This is a genomic window from Arthrobacter sp. UNCCL28, assembly GCF_900102805.1.
Classification (GTDB): Bacteria; Actinomycetota; Actinomycetes; order Actinomycetales; family Micrococcaceae; genus Arthrobacter; species Arthrobacter nicotinovorans_A.
This window is the reverse complement of sequence record NZ_FMWE01000003.1, coordinates 234,186-249,322: the sequence shown is the minus strand read 5'-3', so window position 1 is coordinate 249,322 and position 15,137 is coordinate 234,186. Positions and strand designations below refer to the sequence as shown.

Sequence of the window (15,137 nt, the reverse complement as noted above, 5' to 3'; positions counted from 1 at the left end):
CAGGCCCGCCCTGGTGGTTCCCGGAGGGTTCAGATTTCGGTTGACTGGACTCGGCCGCCACCGTGCTTGATGGGTGGTTGGTGTCCGCTGTCCGGATTTTGGAGGTCCTCGACACTTTGAGCAGCGTTGCTCTCTCGCTCGTGGAGACGCATCTCCGGTGGTTCCTTGCGGAAGCCCTTGGTCAGGAAGGCGAGGTAGATAACGCCCAGGGCGATCCAGCAAAGTCCGATGGTGATGGCAATGGAACTGAGCTGGGTCAGGAGGTAAATGTCGACGCCGGCACCCAGGATGGGTAACACTATGAAGCCGATGACCGACATCTTTTTGCCCTGCTTACGGCTTCGGATGAAGTAGGCGATAACGCAAAGGTTGACCGTTGTGAATGCCAGGAAGGCTCCGAAGTTGATAAAGGATGTGGCGATTTCCACGGAGATGTTCAGTGCCAGCATCGCCATTGCGCCGACCAGGACGAGATTGAAGACGGGCGTTTTGGTTCGGCGATTGAGGCGCCCGAAGAGCCTGCGGGGCAGGACTCCGTCACGGCCCATGACATAGAGGAGGCGGCTGGTGCTGGCTTGGATGGCAAGGCCGGATGCGAATCCGCCAATGATGCCCAGGATATTGGTGACGTTGGCGTAGAACTGACCCCCGACCAGGACCTGCATGGCGTACGCGGCAGTTGCCGCTTCCTCAAAGTCCCCACCGGGGTGTACCAGCTGCATGATCAAGGAGACAACAACGAAGAGTATTCCACCGACGATGACAGTCAGGAGGATCGCGCGTGGGATGTTCCGCTCAGCGTTTTTGGTCTCTTCGCTGAGCGTGCTTACGGCGTCGAATCCCAGGAAGGAGTAGGCAGCAATGGCGGCGGCAGCGGCGACGCCGCCCACCGTGGTGGCGTTGTTCCAGAAGGGATCCGTGAACGACGCCGCCGGGTTTCCGCCGAGGTAGGCCAGACAGTATGCGATGAAGATGCCGATGAGAGTGACCACCAGAAGCGTCAGGACTTTGTTGACGCGGTCGGTGAGTACGATTCCCGTGACGTTGATGATCGTCGTCAGACCTGCATTCAGCGCGAGCCAGGCCCAAACCGGGATGTTGGGAAACTGCGCTGCCAGATAGAAGGACTGGAAAAGCCAGGCCACGGTGGGAAGGAAGAGGTAGTCCAAGAGGATTGCCCACCCCACGAGAAATCCGACGCGGGAATCGAGCAACCTCCTCGCATACACGTACGCAGAACCGGAGTTCGGGAAAATCTTTGCCATCTTCGCGTAGCTAAGTGCCGTCAGCAACATGGCGACGGCGGCTAGTGCGAACGCCGTGGGCGCTGTTCCCTCGCTGGTGGCGGCGATAACGCCGAAAATCGAAATGACGATCCCCGGGGCCATGTAGGCCAGCCCGAACACGACTACCGATAACAGCGATAGCTTGGGGGCAAGTTTGGTGGGCTCAGCGGACATGGGAGGTTCCTTGGGCTAAGGCAGTGCTGAGGTCGGTCATGATAGTCGGGGAGTTTGTCTGGCGCCAGAGAAGGGGATCAAGCCGGCCCGAGTAAAGCGGCAAGGGAATCGATTCGTCGTTTTCAGCGAACTGGTCCCAGGGTCGGGTCACGCCCGCCGTGCCATGCCGACGAACATTGACCACCTGGTCCAGGTCGATCACATCCACCAAGGTCGCATCTTCAGGTCCGGTCGCCGAGACCCGCACGCGGCCCTCGGGGTCGATCAGGAGGCTGCGCCCCACCCCGTGGGGGCCGGCCGCGTTGACGCTGGCAACGAAGTTCTGGTTGACGATTGCGTTGGCTTGGCTGATTACTACTTCTTGCACCCGGTCATTGGTGGGGGTCTGAACAACATTGAGAATGAGCTCCGCGCCCATCCATGCCAAATGCCTGCTGTGCTCGGGGAACCAGGCGTCGTAGCAAATGGACAAACCCACCCTGCCGTAGCCGGCCATATCGAAGACCACGAAGTCTGTACCCGAGGAAACCGTTTCGTAAGGCTTCCACGGAAAGATCTTCCGGTAGGCAGCCACGGCTTTTCCCTGCGGTGAGTAAACAACGGCGGTGTTGTAGATGCGACCATCAGTGCCACGTTCAAGAACACTGCCAGGCAACAGCCAGATACCCAGATCGCCGGCGAGCTCGGCAAGAATGCTCCCGCGCGGGCCATCAAGAGGTTCGGCAGAGGCCTCCATGTAGGCCTGCCGCTCGGCAGGACCAGGAGCATCTGCGCTATTCAAGTGCAACTCCGGGTAGACGAAGAGGTCGGCGACCGCATGTGCTTTGACCTTCCGCTCGAGACCAGCTGCAAAATCAGTCAAGGTCTCTGCGGGCGATTGCACAAGAGCCAGAGGGAGAAGTCGAGTCATGGCGTGGGATTCCTAGAGGGAGAGTTCATTAACTAAATATTAATTAAAGATTAATTAACGAACTATGATGTGTCAAGGCTCACGTCGAAGCGGTATGAAAGCATGGTGACCATGGCAAGACCACGGAATCAAAGAGAACGCCGGGATCAACTCGTAGCAGCAGCCGCACGAGTCCTGCTGGATAGAGGATCATCGGCGGCACGCCTCTCCGACATTGCAAACGAAGCGGGCGTCACCCCCGCTGCGGTTCTGTATTACTACCGCGACGTTGATGAACTCTTCAGTGAGGTCTTCCATCAAGGTGTCACGGAGTACTGCGACCGTAGGGAAGCCCGGATCCAGGCTGAAAGCGGACCTGAAAACCAGCTCAGGGCCTGCATCCATTCCGGGGTCCCATGGCCGGGCGAAAGCGAAACCGCCAGCCGCATCCTCGTGGAACTCATCCCTGTGTACCTGCGCAATGAAGCGGCCGCACGCCAGCAGATGGCCTTCGTCGAACGCCAAACGAATCTCTACCAAGGGATCCTGGATCGCGGGGCACAGGCGGACGCTTTCACCTTGTCAGCACCAGCGGCATTCCTGGCACGTAGCTTCGTAGCGCTGGAAGACGGACTCGTCATGGATGTCCTGCTCGGGGACCTCACGCCGGACGACGAATACGAATTCCTGATCAGCTATGCGATGAACATGGTCAAGACCAGACCCGGAAAAGACTTGCAGCTCAACTGAACTCCCGCGCTGCAATGGCCAGCGCCACGTTGGTCCGATGGTGATGCTACAGTCGGGCGGCTGGATACAGGTCCGCGGTAAAACGTGAAAGGTTCTGCAGGCACTCCCCTATTGCCGGCGCCGCGAAATGCAAGGGATTCCAGACGCCGAAGAGGGTGAACACAAGATCCTTTCCCCTATGCGTGATAGGCATGGCGTGCACCCCAAAACTTGGATCATCCGAGAGTACGCAGATTCCCTTACCGGCTGCTGCCAAGGCTTGGCCGACGCGGGCTGAACGCACTTCAAATTCGGCGGTGTAGGTGAGGTGCTCGGCACTGACAGCATCGTCGAACATCGTCCGAACGCCAAAATCAGCTGTCATGGCAATGAGAGGCCATTGGACAAGTTCGGAGAGGCCGATTTTCTCCCTGCCCGCCAGAGGATGCTCGGCGTTGCACTGAGCCCAGAGGAACGCACTGCCAACAACAATCGATTCCAGATTCGATGGTGGCGGCTTGGTCCCCAGGGCAAAGTCAGCCCTGCCCTCCTGCAACTCCTGGTAGACAAACTCGGGGGTTGCCTCGACGACGTCGGTCAGTATTCCCCCCGGCCCTTGGGAAACGATGAACGGGGCGATGATGTCGGCGATGGTCGCGGAGGCCGCCGCTATCGTAAGCCTTTGAACGGAACCGCCCGCCATTGCGCGAGCGGATGATTTGGCCTGTGCCGCGCGAGTGACCAGGTCCTTGGCAATCGGCAGAAACGCAGTGCCCGCCGCAGTCAGGGACAACCTTGCTCCCGATCTATCAAAGAGGGTCAGCCCGAGCTCCTTCTCCAAGGAACGAAGCTGCCTGGAAAGAGACGGCTGGGCGACCAACAGAGAACGTGAAGCTGCGTTGATTGATCCTTCATCAGCGATGCTCAAAAAGTACGTCAGGTGTCTCAGATCCACTATGCCTCCAAGGTATTGGTTTTACTCATCATAGGCATTTCCCAGGCATAGTCGCTCATAGTTAGACTCGTCACACTTCCCCACCTTCTTCAAGGAGTCTCTGTGGCACCCTTATTTCAACACCCTGCTCGGACCGCTTTCGCCGCGGCCGCTGCAGCCATACTTGCCCTAAGTTCAGCCGGCTGTACCTCGACGCCGGACACATCGTCAAAACCTGAGGTCTTCAGCGTTGCTGCGTCTGCGGCCATTACAACCTGGGATCCAGTCCGATCCTTTTCAACCGAAGCCCTGTATATGGGCAACATTTACGAGCCTTTGCTGTGGAAGAACCCGGAGGGTTCGGCCGAGGAATTCAAGCCCGCTATCGCCGAGTCCTGGAGCGCCAGTGAGGATGGAAAGGCCTGGACTTTCAAGATCCGTTCCGGCGCGACCTTCCATGATGGCGAGCCCGTCAACGCCGCCGCTGTCAAGGCCAGCATTGATGCTGCGAGGACGCGGGCAGCAGCATCCTTTATCTGGGCGCCGGTGGAGAGCATTGATGCTCCTGACGACTCTACGGTCGCCATCAAACTCAAATACGCCGCCCCGATGGACCTCGTCGCTTCCTCCACCTATGGTGCATGGATCGTTTCCCCTAAGGCACTCGCAGCATCCGAGAAGGACGACAAGTACTTTGATGCCGGAATCGATGGGGGCTCTGGACCTTACACGATCGACTCCTACAAACCCGGCTCTGAGGTTGTGCTGAAAAAATTTGAGGGTCACTGGAACAGAGCATCTGCCCCTCATTTCGACGTGGTGGACATCTCCATCACCCCCGATGCTGTAACCGCCCAGCAGATGTTGACGGCAGGCGAGGTCGACTACGCGACCAGCATTCCGCTGGAAAACGCCAAAACGTTAGCCGACGATCCGAAGTTCACGGTGAAAGACTTCAACTCTCCGTTCAACTTCATGGCCATGTTCAACACGACCCGCGCGCCGCTCAACGATCCGGAGGTCCGCCGCGCGCTCAGCTATGCCATTCCGTACAAGGAGATTATTGACATAGGAGCCCAAGGCTACGGCACACAGTCCCATGGACCGGCTCCCCGGGGTATCTTCCCCTTCAGCCCGGATGTGCCGCAGTACTCCCAGGACTTGGAGAAGGCCAAACAGCTTTTGGCCTCAGCTGGTCATGCCGACGGCATGAAGCTGACGCTTAGCTACGCATCCGAGAACCCTGCCGAAGCCCGATTTGTGCCACTGATCAAGGACGCGTTCGCCAAGATAGGGGTGGAACTTGAGGTCAAGGCGCAGTTGTTCAATCAGCAGTGGGATGCAGCCAAAGCAGACCCCGCAACAGCTCAGGACATCTTCGTCTTGTACTACTGGCCCACCTACAGCGATGCCGGAAGTGACAACCTCACCACTCTCTTCCGTTCCAGCGAAAAGCCGTCCTTCAACTTGAGCTACTGGAATTCCCCGGAGTACGACAAGTTGGTGGACCAGGCGGCGACGTTGACGGGCACGGACAGAGCTGCAGCCCAAGACCTATACAAGCAAGCCATGGACCTCCTCTACAGGGAAGCACCTGCGGCATTCCTCTACGACGCCCGCGGCGTCTCCGTCGTGCCGGCTGGACTGAGTGTTTCCCAGTTCAACGAAAACTATCCCTTCACGGTGTTCTTCGCGGATATGAAACCCGCTGCATAGTCACCCATCCAGAGACGAGGCCCGGGCGAACTGGACCGGGCCTCGTCTCTCCCCTGCCCGACCTTCAAACAATTGTTAAAGATAAGGAGAACCATGTTGCGCTTTGTCCTCAGACGGCTCATCACATCGGTGCTGGTTCTCGCCGTGCTCACAGTGATCGTTTTCGTGCTGGCCCGTATCGTTCCCAGCGATCCGGCCGTCATTTATGCCGGCCCCAAGGCTCCGCCTGCCGAGCTTGACCGGGTTCGTCAGGAACTGGGCTTTGACCGGCCCATGATCGTTCAGTACTTCGAATACGTGAAGAACCTGCTCACCGGCGACTGGGGCAATTCCCTTGCCACAAAACGCCCGGTGTTGGATGAATTGTTCTCACGCCTCCCTGCCACCTTGGAACTCATCGGTTTTGCCATGTGCCTGGCTGTTCTCGCAGGGGTCTTCCTGGGCGTGGTTGCGTCCCGTCGCCCTGGAAAGTTCCTGGACGGCACGATTCGATTCCTGTCCATCGGGGGAATTTCCGTGCCCGCGTTCTGGCTCGGGTTGCTTCTCCAGCTGTTGTTCGTCGGCGGGCTGGGTGTACTTCCAGCCACGGGACAGTTCAGTAATTCCATCAAGTACTCCGATCCGATCACTCACATCACGGGGTTTCCCTTGTTCGACAGCCTGGTCACCGGAAATGGTGCGGCTTTCCAGGATGGATTGCAACACATGATATTGCCGGCGCTCACCCTTGCCGCGTACCCCCTCGGACTCATGGCGCGTATGACCCGGGCCGCCATGCTCGATGTCATGAACCAGGACTACATCTTCACGGCCCAGGCGTACGGTCTAAAGGAAGTCGCCATCCGTTGGCGCCTTGCCCTGAAAAATGCCCTGCCGCCCGTTCTATCGATCGCCGGAATGGCGACAGCCTACGCCCTGACCGGAACGTTCTTCGTCGAGGCAGTCTTCAACTGGCCGGGGATCGGGCAATTCGCCACATCCTCCATGTTGGCAGTGGACTACCCGGCCATCATGGCCATTACTCTCATGGGCGCCACGGCATACCTCGTGGCCAACCTCCTGGTGGACATCCTGCAATCCCGAATCGATCCCAGAGTGAGAATGTCATGAGCCCCACAACCGAAATCACCACCCCAACGCAATCCCATACGTCCGCAGAACATGCCAACCTCAAACCGCTGAAACTTCTGAAGCAGACCTTGGGCCGCGACCGTCTGGCCGCGGCTGGGGCAGCGATCATTGTCCTTGTCATTGTCCTGGCAGTTTTTGGGCAATGGCTGGCACCCTTCCCCGACCAGGGCATGGGCTCCACAAATGCCTCTGCCCGGAACCTCGCTCCCAACGCCCTTAACTGGCTTGGCACCGACCAGCTTGGCCGCGACGTTCTCAGCCGAATCATCATGGGCGCCAACCCAGCGCTGACGATCTCTGCGACCGTTGTCGCCGCAGCTGCCCTCATAGGCATTCCACTCGGTGCCGTGGCAGGGTACTGCGGCGGTTGGCTCGACGAAACCTTGATGCGCGTGACCGAGGTCTTCCAAGCGTTCCCGCCGCTGCTCCTGGCAATGGTCACCGTTGCCATCCTTGGGCCAAGCCTGACCAACGCTGGTATCGCTTTGGCCATCAGCTGGTGGCCGTGGTACGCACGCCTCGTGCGTGCGGAAGCAAGATCCCTTCGCGAACGCTCCTACGTGGAAGCAGCACGCGCCATGGGCATCCCCCAGCTGCTGATCATCACCCGCCATGTACTTCGCAATTGCATGACACCCATCCTTGTCCAGGCAACGGTCGACATCGGTACGGTGATCCTGGCCGCGGGATCCTTGGCATTCATTGGTCTCGGAACCCAGCCACCCCTGCCCGATTGGGGCCTGATGGTTGCTGAGGGACGAGGACTCATCTTCAGTTCCTGGTGGATAGCCACCTTCCCGGGTCTGGCCATCTTCCTGGCAGTCCTCGGATTCAATCTCCTCGGAGACTCGCTGCGCGACCTCCTTGACCCCAGGCAGGTAAAGCGATGACACATGTACTGACCATCCGCGACCTCAACGTGGAATTCATCGATCGGGGAAAAGTCACCAATCGTCCGGTCCGCGGGATCGACCTCGATGTTTCAGCCGGTGAGATCCTTGGTCTGGTGGGGGAAACCGGCTGCGGCAAATCCCTGACAGGACTCGCCGCTTTGGGCATCCTTCCACGCGGCGCGCGGCGTACGGGGAAAGTGACCATGGGCGGTGATCCACTGCAGCCGTCGTCGGAGCCTGACAGTCCGGCAGCAATCGTCTTTCAGAACCCCGGGACCGCTTTCAACCCCGTCTTCACGCTTGGCCGCCAACTTAGTGATGTCCTGAGCCGGCACCGGCAGATCTCAAGGTCCGACAGTAAATCCGAAGTGCTGCGGCATCTCGGTCTTGTAGGTCTTCCGGACCCTGAGCGGGTCTACCTCAGTTATCCGCACCAATTATCCGGCGGGATGCTGCAGCGTGCCATGATTGCCATGGCCCTGCTGCGCCAACCCCGGCTACTGATCCTGGATGAGCCCACAACGGCTCTTGATGTCACCGTCGCACGGCAAATTTTGGTCCTCATCGACGAACTCAGGCATAAGTTCGGGTTCGGAGTGCTGCTCATCAGCCATAACCTTGGCATCATTCGCGATGTCTGTGACAGGGTATCCGTCCTCTACGCCGGCAGGGTGATCGAAACCGGGACCGTCGACGCTGTCATGAACAACCCTCGCCATCCATACACGCGCGGACTCTTGGGCGCCCTGCCGGCAGGACGAATCCACGGCGAAAGACTGAATGCCATCCCTGGATCAGTGCCAGGGAACCTCCTGTCCATCACAGGGTGCGCCTTCATGAACCGATGCCCGCATGCAGTCATCGGCTGTTCCTTCACAGACCCTTTGCTCACCCGCAACGGGTCAGACCACGCAGTCGCATGCATCAAGGAAGACGAACTATGACCAACGTCCTCAGCCTCGAAAGAATCGTCAAGACCTTTCCTCACCACAAGAGAGTCTTCACCGCAGTGGACGATGTCTCCCTCAGCATCAAGGAAGGTACGGTCTACGGACTTGTCGGCGAATCCGGCTCCGGCAAAAGCACCCTCGCCCGCTGTGCCATGCAACTGATGCGCCCAACATCCGGAAGGACAATTTTTGAAGGAGATGACCTCGGCAAACTCGCACCCAGAGCATTAAGGAACGTCCGTTCGCGGATGGGAATGGTTCTTCAAAACCCGGTGGCGTCCTTGAATCCTCGCATGACCATCGGCGCATCGGTGGCGGAACCCCTCCGGGCCCACACCACCCTGAAGGGGCAGGCTCTCCAATCGAAAATCGAAGATCTCTTGGACGAGGTCGGGTTGGGGGCCGGGCACGCCCACCGGCTGCCACACCAACTCTCCGGAGGACAGTGCCAACGAGTTGGGATAGCGCGCGCACTGGCCACATCGCCCCGCCTGTTGATCCTGGATGAACCCACAAGCGCCCTTGACGTTTCAGTCCAAGCCCAGATTCTGAACCTTCTTCAGGATCTGCAGCAGCAAAAAGGGCTCACCTACCTGCTCATCTCGCACGACCTCGACGTCGTCCGTTATCTCAGCGATGAAGTGGCAGTCATGAAGTCCGGAAAGATCGTAGAGAGCGGGGCAGCTGAACGGATCTTTACAGATCCACAGCATGACTACACGCGCACACTCCTCGAGGCTGCACCTGGACACAAGGCATCACCTGGAGTCGGCTCGCACACTCTTTCCACCCCTAACACGCAAGGCAGCAACTAGAACATGCTTGAGACAACCGCAAATGGTTTCCTCCCCTCCGGCCCGGGCAGGATCGATCGCTACGCCGGACAGGACTTCAAGGGGCGCGTTACCTTGGACAACTGGCAGGAAAGCCCCTTTAACCGCTGGGGATTCGCCCACATCAGCGAGCTGATCACTACGGCAACAATCCGTCGAGGAAGCTTGTGCCAGCCCACTTCCCGAACCGGTTCGTCAAGCGTTGGACACGGGGAGAAGTGGCACGGTGTTGAGGACTTCCTGACCGCAACGCAAACAGATGCCATCGTTGTGCTTCAGGACGGGAAAGTGGTCATGGAACGCTATTTTGGTGCGTTCCACTCGCATGACCGTCACGTTCTGATGTCTGTCAGCAAATCTGTCTGCGCACTCGTTGTAGGCATTTTGGTGGGCCGTGGACTCATCGATACCGAACAAAGCGTCCATCGCTACGTCCCCGCTCTCAAGGAAAGCGCCTACGGTGATGCGACTGTCCGCCAAGTCCTCGATATGACGGCAGCGGTCCAGTACAGCGAGGACTACCTGGATTCAGACGCTGAAGTCCAGCAGCAGGACCGGATTGCCGGCTGGCGTCCGAAGCTCGAAACGGATGCCGGGGACACTTACGAATTCCTCACGCGCCTCAAGCCGTCCGGAGAGCATGGCCAGTCATTCCAATACTGCTCGGCAGGCACCGACGTGCTTGCATGGATCATCGAGAACGTGACGGGTAAACGGTATGCTGACGTGGTCTCAGATGAGCTCTGGTCCCGGCTCCAGACCAAGGATGATGCACTCATCACCACCGATTCCGGCGGTTTCGCGTTTGCCAATGGCGGGATTGCCTGCACGGCACGGGACTTGGCCAAGATCGGACAGCTGTTGCTGGACGATGGCAACGTTAACGGCCGCACGGTGGTGCCGTCTTGGTGGATCAGCGACACAATGCGGGGCGGAGACCCGCAACTTGCCAGAGGGAGCGCATACCAGAAAGTCCACCCTGAAGGTTCGTACAGAAACCAATGGTGGGTCCTCGGCGATGAGAGGGGCACGCTCTACGCCGCAGGAATCCATGGGCAATTCATCTGGATCGACCCTGTCAGCAACATTGTCATAGCGAAGTTCTCCTCGTGCGCACAACCGGTGGGCCTGGAACTAAGCCGGGCACACGCAGCCGGCTTCAGGCACATAGTCAGCCTCCTGGAGAACCGCTGACTAAAGGACCGGTAAGGCACATGAGTGGAGGGCGCATGCGCTGCCCTCCACTCAAAGCCCCGCTCACCGAAGTCATGCTTCGGTTGCGTCGAACCTTATGATCTGGCGTACGGCGAGCCCATCAGCGAGGTCGTCCATGGCTTGGTTCACTTCTCCGAGCGTGATGGTCGATGAAATCAGCGCTTCGATGGGGAGACGGCCTTCACGCCAGAGTTGCGCGAACGCCGGGATGTCACGGGCGGGTACAGCCGACCCGAGATAGCTACCAATGATGGTGCGCGCTTCGGCCGTAAGCCCAAGCGGCTTGATGACAGCTTCAGCAGTTGGGGCTGGGAGGCCAACGGTGACGGTCCTGCCACCGACGCCGGTCAGCGCCACTGCGGCCTCAAAGGCCCTGGCATTCCCGGCCGCCTCAATCACAATCGGCGCTTTAAGCCCTGCTTCGGAGGCTTGGCCAGGGGAATAAACGGCCGTGGCACCCAGGGCCATGGCCCTTTCAAGCTTGTCAGGGACGGCGTCCACCCCGATGACATCGCCTGTACCAAGGGAAACCGCTGTGAGCAGTGCGGCCATTCCAACGCCACCGAGTCCAACAACCACGATCGCCTCCCCCGGCTCGGGCTTCGCAGCATTAATGACGGCTCCTCCGCCGGTGAGCACAGCGCATCCAAGGACAGCCGCGACCTCCGGCGGGATGTCGTCGCCAACAGGCACCAGCGAGCGACGATCGACGACGGCGTGGGATGCGAACGCGGACACGCCCAAATGATGGTGAACGTCCTGCCCGTTACTATGCAGCCGAACTCCGCCCGAAAGCAACGTTCCGGCGTTGTTAGCCTTGGACCCGGGTGTGCAGGGAAGACGGCCGTTGGTGTGGCAGTTGGAGCATTCCCCACAACGAGGCAGGAAAGCCATCACTACCTGCTGTCCAATGCTGAGGTCCTCGACCCCGGACCCGCAGCTGACGACGCGACCGGCCGCTTCATGCCCCAGCAGCATCGGTACGGGACGAATGCGGTTGCCGTCCACCACAGAGAGGTCGGAGTGGCAAATTCCTGCGGCTTCGATTTTGATCAGCACTTCTCCCTCACCTGGCGGGTCGAGGTCGAGTTCTCTGACGCTGATGGGTCGCGAGGCTGCGAAAGGCCTTGGGCTGCCGATATCTTCGAGTACTGCTCCTACTATTTTCACGGTGTGGCTTTCATGTTGGTGGTCCCCGGACCAGGGGCCGGGTGAGTATGCGGGGTTGCTCCCTCTGCCATGGCCGAGGACACTGCCTCGGCAATGTCATCACCGGCACGGAGCGGGCGGCCCGAGAAGATGCCTTCGTGCGCGAGGATGGGGCGTCGGTCTCCGGCCAGCTCGGGGTACTTTTCTTCAAGTGCCTCGCGGCGTCCTGCCAGACGGTGCCAATGCGCTATCGCGTCCGGGTCGCCTTGCCCCACCGCATTCCAGCTTCGCGGCATCTGCTCACGGGAGGGTCCCGCGGAAGCGCGTCCGCCGATGTTGAGCCGGCTGGGACGCCTGTTGGTTTCTGCCTGACAGGCCGGGCAGGGCGGGTTGGCCGATGACATGCTTTTGAGGCCAGCCTCGAAGAGGTGCCCGTTCTGGCAGCCGAAATCGTAGAGGATCATGGTTCTCTCCCGGTTAGCGGGTCAGTTGTAGAAACCGTTGGGTGCATAGCGCAGTGTTTGGGCTTGATCTCCGTCATGGCCGAAGATGACCTCCGCCCCGGTGCGATCTGCGATGCCCCGAAGTTTTTCGACGGACTCGAGCCAGCGAAGGTTGTCCCAGACGATTGCCGCGCCCACGGCTGGAGGCCCCCAGCTGTCAGCGAGGTACACGGCGTCCGAGGTGAAGATTTTCGTGCCCTCGTTCTTGAGATCCAGTTGCAACGACATGGTTCCCCACGTATGTCCAGGAGTCTCCAGTGCCTTGACGCCGGGAACGATCTCCACGTCGCCGCTTATCCCCTCCAGCTCCAAGGAGTCGTAGTCCGAGACGATATGCGCTCCCTGTGAGTAGCCCTCAATGGCCCGCGCGCCTGCGATTTCGGCGCTGTTCGCGATGATCCGGGTCTTGCCGTTGCTGAACATTGAGGCATTGGCGGCGTGATCGAAATGCAGGTGAGAGAGCACCAGGATGTCGATGTCGTCCGGTGTCAATTCCAACTGCGCGAGTGAAGAGTCCAGATAGCCCGGCCCGTCCACGGGTTCGCGTACCGGGAAAAAATCCTGAAATCCCGTCGGCGCCCATCGTTGCTCCCAATCACGGGGAACGCCTGTGTCCCACAGTATCCGTCCCTCTGGGTGCTCGATGAGCACAGCATGAGTGGGGCACTCTCCCCAGACCACCGGATCCTCCTTGTGGTGTCGGTCGCGAATGGTCCGCCCGCCTTTGAGCAGAAGCCACGTGAGATCTGTTTCCATGACCCCTGTGGACAGAATATGGACTCGCATGTCCGTCACTACAACCTCCTTGTTGTTGCCGGCAACTTTTGCCGTGTCCCCAACTCTGCAGGTTGATCATCGGCAAAACCATGGCTCCAGGCGACATATGGGCGTGCATGTCATGGCAGAATCAAACACCTCCCGCGTAGAATCGCGGTATGGATGAGGCAAGCAACCGGCACTTCAGGGCTCCGGAAGATACCGAGATACTCAACGCCACAACCGAAAGCTCAAGGGATCTGGCAAGCGTGCGCGACCGCACCCTTATCCTGAAGGGAATCCTGCGACGCACCCGCACCCTTTTGGACGCCGACATGGCCTACCTCAGCCTGAACGACCTTCCCTCCGGGGAAACGTATATCCACGTAACCGACAACGTACAAACCGAGGCCTACCGAAATATCCGCATGCCCTTGGGCACCGGCGTCCTGGGAGCAGTAGCAGCGGGCGGTTCGACGGCGTCGACGCTGGATTACCTGGCAGACCCAAACATGAACCACATTCCCACCATCGACCAGGTGGTCGCCGCCGAAGGCGTTAAAGCGATCGCAGGGGCGCCACTCCGGGTGGGTGGCCGAATCGTTGGAGCCCTCCTCGTCGCCCATCGAACGCCGGCGAGTCTACCTCCGGCCGGGGAACGGGCACTTGAGCACATGGCCGCCCAAGCCGCCATCGCTCTTGAACAGACGCGCCGCGGCAGTGAGATCACGCAGCTTCGGGCACTGATAGGAAGCACGACTACCAGCAACGAGGGCCGCACCCGGGAACTGCAAGCAATGCTCGCACTCGATGAGCGGCTGATGGGGAGCATGGTGGCCTCCGTCAATGCCGAGGGAGTCGTAGCTGTCCTCGAAGAGGCCACGGGCCGGCCCCTGGGCCTGTTTGATCCAACAGGACGTCACCGATTCGGGTCGGTAACCCTGACCAAGTCCGCGTTTGAAAACTGGGGTGTGCAATCAGCAATCAACACATCTCTCCACGGCGCGGGCGCAGCAACCGGGCGCCACAAAGGCGAGGTCTACACCGTCGTCGCAGTGGCGGCCGGCAAGGAGCACCTGGCGACGTTGGTCATGAACGGCACCGCAGGCAAGGAGATTGCCCTTCTTGAGCGGGGTTCGGTGTTCGTGAGCGCAGCGCTTCTCTTCGAACGCACACTTGTGGACGCCAACAACCGCGCGCAATCAACACTCATGGAAGACTTGCTTGCCAGCCGGACAGAGGACCAGGCGCAAGCTGTGAGAGCCAGGTTCGTTACCTTCGGCCTTGAACTGCGCAACGATACTGCCGTACTGGTCATCCTGGTCGATCCTCCGGTACGCCACAGCGCACTTGCAACCGTTCAGCAAAGGCTTCGTAGAGGTCCAATGCTCGTCTCTACGCACATAGGCCATATCTGCGTGGTCACGACGTCGAGCGGCGAAGCGTTGGCCAGGGAAATGGACCAGATTCTGCACCAGGAAGGGATCCGTGCAGTCATAGGCCACGCAACATCCACCAGCGGCAGCATCAGCGGCATCCGTGAGGCCCACGACGAGGCCTCAGAGGTTGTTACGGCAGCAAAGGAACTCGGCTGGAGGCGAGGATTTGCCGAGCTCAACGATCTGGGGATTGCCGGAATTATGCTCAGCCACGACAGCGCTTCAACTGCAGCGAGGATTGTGGAAAGAAGCCTCGGCCCTGTCCGGGACTATGACCGCGCGCATCGAACGGAACTCCTCGGCACGCTCTGGTCTTATCTCGAGTCCGGGAGCAGTCTTCAAAGAACGTCCTCACAACTTCATATCCACCAGAACACCGTCAGGCAGCGACTCGAGCGGATTGACTCCCTGCTCGGCGCCCAATGGCGCACGCCGTCACGTCGCATAGACGTGCACTTCGCGCTTCGGCTCTGGAAGTTGGCTCCCCCAACATCCAAACAGGGCGCCGTCCAAGGTCTTTGACCCGGACGACGCCCGCCT

Annotated in this window: 14 protein-coding genes; 8 read left to right on the top strand and 6 right to left on the bottom strand. The window is 59.7% G+C overall.

Annotated elements, in window-relative coordinates:
• Positions 1–29 precede the first annotated feature (29 nt).
• Complete coding sequence (locus BLQ01_RS09725) at positions 30–1,460, bottom strand: APC family permease (RefSeq protein ID WP_081733261.1); 1,431 nt, start codon at positions 1,458–1,460, stop codon at positions 30–32.
• Positions 1,450–2,370: a carbon-nitrogen hydrolase family protein gene (locus tag BLQ01_RS09720; RefSeq protein WP_051420755.1), complete on the bottom strand. Its 921-nt coding sequence runs from the start codon at positions 2,368–2,370 to the stop codon at positions 1,450–1,452. The genes BLQ01_RS09725 and BLQ01_RS09720 overlap by 11 nt, the downstream gene beginning before the upstream one ends.
• 111 nt (positions 2,371–2,481) lie before the next feature.
• Here BLQ01_RS09720 and BLQ01_RS09715 point away from each other — a divergent pair, with 111 nt between their 5' ends.
• A complete protein-coding gene (locus BLQ01_RS09715) occupies positions 2,482–3,099 on the top strand; it encodes a TetR/AcrR family transcriptional regulator (protein ID WP_051420801.1) in 618 nt (205 codons plus the stop codon).
• Between the two features lie 46 nt (positions 3,100–3,145).
• On the opposite strand, the gene BLQ01_RS09710 is transcribed toward BLQ01_RS09715, so the two are convergent.
• Positions 3,146–4,033: a LysR family transcriptional regulator gene (locus BLQ01_RS09710; protein ID WP_026540396.1), complete on the bottom strand. Its 888-nt coding sequence runs from the start codon at positions 4,031–4,033 to the stop codon at positions 3,146–3,148.
• Between the two features lie 294 nt (positions 4,034–4,327).
• Here BLQ01_RS09710 and BLQ01_RS09705 point away from each other — a divergent pair, with 294 nt between their 5' ends.
• The 6 genes from BLQ01_RS09705 (at position 4,328) to BLQ01_RS09680 (ending at position 10,729) form a co-directional block, all read left to right on the top strand.
• Positions 4,328–5,728 (top strand): ABC transporter substrate-binding protein, encoded by a 1,401-nt coding sequence (locus tag BLQ01_RS09705; protein WP_091551448.1) that lies wholly within the window; start codon positions 4,328–4,330, stop codon positions 5,726–5,728.
• Between the two features lie 93 nt (positions 5,729–5,821).
• The gene (locus BLQ01_RS09700) at positions 5,822–6,838 is read left to right on the top strand and encodes an ABC transporter permease (RefSeq protein WP_091551447.1); all 1,017 of its coding nucleotides are present in this window, start codon (positions 5,822–5,824) and stop codon (positions 6,836–6,838) included.
• Positions 6,835–7,749 carry an ABC transporter permease gene (locus tag BLQ01_RS09695; RefSeq protein WP_091551445.1) on the top strand — a complete coding sequence of 305 codons (915 nt, stop codon included), beginning with the start codon at positions 6,835–6,837 and terminating at the stop codon, positions 7,747–7,749. The genes BLQ01_RS09700 and BLQ01_RS09695 overlap by 4 nt, the downstream gene beginning before the upstream one ends.
• Entirely contained in the window at positions 7,746–8,696 is a 951-nt protein-coding gene (locus BLQ01_RS09690; protein ID WP_091551444.1) for an ABC transporter ATP-binding protein, read from the top strand. Before BLQ01_RS09695 ends, BLQ01_RS09690 begins: the two co-directional genes overlap by 4 nt.
• Positions 8,693–9,517, top strand: a complete 825-nt coding sequence (locus BLQ01_RS09685) for an ABC transporter ATP-binding protein (protein ID WP_091551442.1) — start codon at positions 8,693–8,695, stop codon at positions 9,515–9,517. The genes BLQ01_RS09690 and BLQ01_RS09685 overlap by 4 nt, the downstream gene beginning before the upstream one ends.
• Before the next feature lie 3 nt (positions 9,518–9,520).
• Positions 9,521–10,729, top strand: a complete 1,209-nt coding sequence (locus BLQ01_RS09680) for a serine hydrolase domain-containing protein (protein WP_091551440.1) — start codon at positions 9,521–9,523, stop codon at positions 10,727–10,729.
• Between the two features lie 72 nt (positions 10,730–10,801).
• On the opposite strand, the gene BLQ01_RS09675 is transcribed toward BLQ01_RS09680, so the two are convergent.
• The 3 genes from BLQ01_RS09675 to BLQ01_RS09665 are packed head-to-tail and all read right to left on the bottom strand — an operon-like array spanning position 10,802 to position 13,188.
• Positions 10,802–11,920, bottom strand: a complete 1,119-nt coding sequence (locus BLQ01_RS09675; RefSeq protein WP_091551438.1) for an alcohol dehydrogenase catalytic domain-containing protein — start codon at positions 11,918–11,920, stop codon at positions 10,802–10,804.
• On the bottom strand, positions 11,917–12,363 hold the full coding sequence (locus tag BLQ01_RS09670; RefSeq protein WP_175493405.1) for a zinc ribbon domain-containing protein: 447 nt from the start codon (positions 12,361–12,363) through the stop codon (positions 11,917–11,919). Before BLQ01_RS09670 ends, BLQ01_RS09675 begins: the two co-directional genes overlap by 4 nt.
• A 21-nt stretch (positions 12,364–12,384) precedes the next feature.
• A complete protein-coding gene (locus BLQ01_RS09665; protein ID WP_035760710.1) occupies positions 12,385–13,188 on the bottom strand; it encodes an N-acyl homoserine lactonase family protein in 804 nt (267 codons plus the stop codon).
• A 149-nt stretch (positions 13,189–13,337) separates the two neighbouring features.
• Between BLQ01_RS09665 and BLQ01_RS09660 the strand changes: the two genes are divergently transcribed.
• Positions 13,338–15,119, top strand: a complete 1,782-nt coding sequence (locus BLQ01_RS09660) for a helix-turn-helix domain-containing protein (RefSeq protein ID WP_091551437.1) — start codon at positions 13,338–13,340, stop codon at positions 15,117–15,119.
• Positions 15,120–15,137 lie beyond the last annotated feature (18 nt).

Coding starts and splice junctions, on each gene's coding strand:
- BLQ01_RS09705 (WP_091551448.1), top strand. CDS start 4,328: ATGGGCAACATTTACGAGCCTTTGCTGTGGAAGAACCCGGAGGGTTCG.
- BLQ01_RS09695 (WP_091551445.1), top strand. CDS start 6,835: ATGAGCCCCACAACCGAAATCACCACCCCAACGCAATCCCATACGTCC.
- BLQ01_RS09685 (WP_091551442.1), top strand. CDS start 8,693: ATGACCAACGTCCTCAGCCTCGAAAGAATCGTCAAGACCTTTCCTCAC.
- BLQ01_RS09660 (WP_091551437.1), top strand. CDS start 13,338: ATGGATGAGGCAAGCAACCGGCACTTCAGGGCTCCGGAAGATACCGAG.
- BLQ01_RS09690 (WP_091551444.1), top strand. CDS start 7,746: ATGACACATGTACTGACCATCCGCGACCTCAACGTGGAATTCATCGAT.
- BLQ01_RS09725 (WP_081733261.1), bottom strand. CDS start 1,460: ATGTCCGCTGAGCCCACCAAACTTGCCCCCAAGCTATCGCTGTTATCG.
- BLQ01_RS09680 (WP_091551440.1), top strand. CDS start 9,521: ATGCTTGAGACAACCGCAAATGGTTTCCTCCCCTCCGGCCCGGGCAGG.
- BLQ01_RS09720 (WP_051420755.1), bottom strand. CDS start 2,370: ATGACTCGACTTCTCCCTCTGGCTCTTGTGCAATCGCCCGCAGAGACC.
- BLQ01_RS09670 (WP_175493405.1), bottom strand. CDS start 12,363: ATGATCCTCTACGATTTCGGCTGCCAGAACGGGCACCTCTTCGAGGCT.
- BLQ01_RS09665 (WP_035760710.1), bottom strand. CDS start 13,188: ATGCGAGTCCATATTCTGTCCACAGGGGTCATGGAAACAGATCTCACG.
- BLQ01_RS09700 (WP_091551447.1), top strand. CDS start 5,822: ATGTTGCGCTTTGTCCTCAGACGGCTCATCACATCGGTGCTGGTTCTC.
- BLQ01_RS09715 (WP_051420801.1), top strand. CDS start 2,482: ATGGCAAGACCACGGAATCAAAGAGAACGCCGGGATCAACTCGTAGCA.